Annotated in this window: 5 protein-coding genes; all 5 read right to left on the reverse strand. The window is 44.8% G+C overall.

Translation table 11 applies throughout. The features are described from left to right. Positions 1-182 precede the first annotated feature (182 nt). A complete protein-coding gene (locus A3756_RS11160; protein ID WP_068511027.1) occupies positions 183-608 on the reverse strand; it encodes a YbgC/FadM family acyl-CoA thioesterase in 426 nt (141 codons plus the stop codon). Position 609: 1 nt separating this feature from the next. Further along, positions 610-1,644 carry a Holliday junction branch migration DNA helicase RuvB gene (gene ruvB, locus A3756_RS11165; RefSeq protein ID WP_068511029.1) on the reverse strand — a complete coding sequence of 345 codons (1,035 nt, stop codon included), beginning with the start codon at positions 1,642-1,644 and terminating at the stop codon, positions 610-612. Positions 1,645-1,784: 140 nt separating this feature from the next. Continuing rightward, on the reverse strand, positions 1,785-2,390 hold the full coding sequence (ruvA, locus tag A3756_RS11170) for a Holliday junction branch migration protein RuvA (protein WP_068511030.1): 606 nt from the start codon (positions 2,388-2,390) through the stop codon (positions 1,785-1,787). Positions 2,391-2,455: 65 nt separating this feature from the next. Next, on the reverse strand, positions 2,456-2,974 hold the full coding sequence (gene ruvC, locus A3756_RS11175; RefSeq protein ID WP_068511032.1) for a crossover junction endodeoxyribonuclease RuvC: 519 nt from the start codon (positions 2,972-2,974) through the stop codon (positions 2,456-2,458). 20 nt (positions 2,975-2,994) lie between these two features. Then, positions 2,995-3,292: hypothetical protein (locus tag A3756_RS11180; protein ID WP_197481269.1), on the reverse strand; the 298-nt coding region annotated here is incomplete at its 5' end.

Genomic DNA, 3,292 nt, shown 5'->3' on the forward strand with positions numbered 1-3,292 from the left:
AAGAAACTAGAGCGCTGGAATATCAGATACCAGGATATTATCGACGCAAGCAATAATGCCAACATAACCAACTGCACAATAAAACTTGCATCAAGAATCAAACCAACAATCGAAATCTTTTCCTGCACTTATTTTCTCCAGGTAATCTGCCAAATCTAGGCACAAAATACGGTAATAGCTGACTAACTTTGTAACCCTGTTGAACTCAAGGCTTGCTTCAGGCCTTCGGGTAGCGCTCTCGGCTTGTTATCAGGCAATGATACACAAGCGACCTTAACATTCCCCTCAACTAGCCGCCTACCAGATGAGTCTTCAACAAACTGTTCAAATTCTATATAAGTTCTTTTTAGAGACGAAACCGAAGCAGTAACATTCAGTATTTCATCAAGTTTGGCGGGGGCCAGGTATCTAACATCAAGGCTATGCACTACATAACTGATTCCTTCTTCGAAACCAGCCCGAAGCTCAAACCCTAAACTTCGAATAAACTCCGTTCTAGCACGCTCAAAATACTTTAAATAATTAGCATAAAACACGACGCCGCCAACATCAGTGTCCTCTATATAAACGCGTATTGGCAGACTGAATGCTTCGCTAGAACATGTCATATCACGCTCCGCCGCTGAGTTCGGCGGGTGCTTTCAAACCAAAATGCTGCCATGCTTTTTGTGTTGCCAGACGACCGCGCTGCGTTCTTGCCAAATACCCTTGCTGAATCAGGTAAGGCTCCAAGACATCCTCAACCGTGCCTCGCTCCTCACTAATTGCTGCCGCCATGCTTTCTACGCCAACCGGGCCGCCAGCAAATGTTTCGAGTACCGCGAGTAGTAAGCGCCGATCCATTTGATCCAAGCCTTTTGCGTCAACGTTGAGCATACTTAGGGCTTTATCAGCATTGTTCTTATCCAAGACACCATTACCTTTAACCTCGGCGTAGTCTCTTACTCGCCTTAGCAATCGATTGGCTATCCGGGGCGTCCCTCTGGAACGACAGGCTATCTCATCGGCTCCACCCTGTTCAATCTCTAATCCGAGTAACTGGGCTGAACGACTAACAATGGAGCTCAAATCCTGGTTATTGTAGAACTCAAGACGCTGAACGATCCCAAATCGATCTCTTAACGGAGAGGTGAGCAAACCTGCTCGCGTGGTTGCACCAACAAGCGTAAAGGGAGGTAAGTCGAGCTTGATAGACCTTGCAGCCGGACCTTCACCTATCATGATATCGAGCTGATAATCTTCCATTGCCGGATATAAGACTTCTTCAACTGAAGCATTCATTCGGTGAATTTCATCAATGAAAAGAACGTCTCCTGCTTCCAAGTTTGTCAGCAATGCAGCAAGATCACCGGCTTTTTCAAGAACAGGGCCAGAAGTAGACTTAATATTGCTCCCTAGCTCATTTGCAATAATATTCGCTAGCGTTGTTTTACCTAGTCCAGGCGGACCGAAAATAAGCACATGATCCAGCGCTTCTTGCCTTTTACTGGCTGCTTGAATAAAGATATCCATTTGCTCTTTAACAGCGGGCTGCCCAACATAGTCACTTAAAGACTTAGGCCGAATCGCTCTATCTTGAACATCTTCACTCACACCACCAAGCTCGGCAGCTTGAGCGGCAATAATACGATCTGCTTCAATCATGTACATTCCAAACAGGAAACATCAATCTGGGCGTGGCCGTAATGACACACCAAGAACTTACTATGAAAGACAGTTTACAGATCAATCCAAGGGACTAAAGTTAAAAATATGTTAGACCTCGCCGACCTATAAGCCAGGTGCTACAACATTCCTTTTAGTGCAGCTTTAAGAAGAGACTCTAGGGTTTGCCCCTCATGACGCACTGATTTAATAGATTTCGCAGCATCTTGAGGCTTATAACCCAAGGAAATCAGCGCCGCTTCGGCTTCACCTTCGATATCGCTAACACGCGCTAGAGGCATATCAAGCTCAGAAATTGACACATCACCACCCTCAGGAACAAGGCCTTTAACCTTATCTCTCAGCTCTATCAACAACCTTTCGGCCGTTTTCTTGCCAATACCTGGTAGCTTCACCAACGTAGAAACATCATCATCAGCTACGCAGCGAGCTAAAGATGCACTATCTAAACCAGATAGAATAGTTATCCCCAACTTTGGACCAACACCGTTAACCTTTATGAGAACCCTGAACATGTCTCGGTCTTTCTTATTCAAGAAGCCATATAACAATTGAGCATCTTCGCGAACAACAAAATGAGTATATAGGCTCACGCTAGCGCCCGCCTCAGGCAAAGAAAAAGACGTAGAAATTGGTACCTCGACTTCATAACATATGCCCGACACATTTAATAAAACACTCTGGGCACCCTTCTCTTCGACTATTCCTAGCAATTTACCAATCATCTAAATTATCTACCTTATTTACTATTGATTTCCCATTTTGTCGCCTTAAGCAAATCAGTCAATAACTACCGCATACGACCACCGCGACTTTGACTAACACCAGAAACTTGCAGCAACAGCTTCTCACTATTCGCATGGCAAATTGCTATTGCCAAAGCATCTGCTGCGTCTGCTTGAGGTGAGCTTTCAAGCTTTAACAGGTGCATAACCATTAACTGGACTTGAGACTTATCTGCCCCCCCCTTACCAACAACCGCTTGCTTGACCTTTCTAGCCGAATACTCGTTAACTTCGAGCCCTGAATTCGCGGCTGCAACAATGGCTACGCCACGTGCCTGACCAAGCTTAAGCGCTGAAGAAGGGTTCTTGGCCATAAAAACCTCTTCGATTGCAAATTGATCCGGTTGATACTGCTGAATGAGCTGTCCAACGGCTTGAAATATAACTAACAGACGGTCGGAAAATGCTCCATCCCCGGTACGAATACAACCACTTGCAACATAAGATAAACGCCCCCTATCCTTCGAAATAAGCCCGTAGCCGGTTACTCGTGAGCCGGGATCTATACCTAGTATCAGGGACATACTTCTAAACCTTTTGATTGTTAATCAGTATCAAGGCGGTAAAACCGCCTACCATTATGCCAGGTAATATTCTGGTACGAATCGGAAGAAAAAATGCCTTTAATCAAACTCAAATCTTCATTTCTAAATGGCCTCAAAGCGCGCGTTGAGGGAAGATCTGTTCCAAACATCAAAGCATTAGGATTAATCAGCACCATCTCTTGAAGGCGCTTAATAGGGTCAAAATCGACTCGACCAAAGCCGCAAACTTTTACATAAACGCCATGCCTTAATAAATCATCTACAACAGGAAACGATGACTTCTCCATACCCATGTGA

This window comes from Oleiphilus sp. HI0086, from assembly GCF_001635225.1.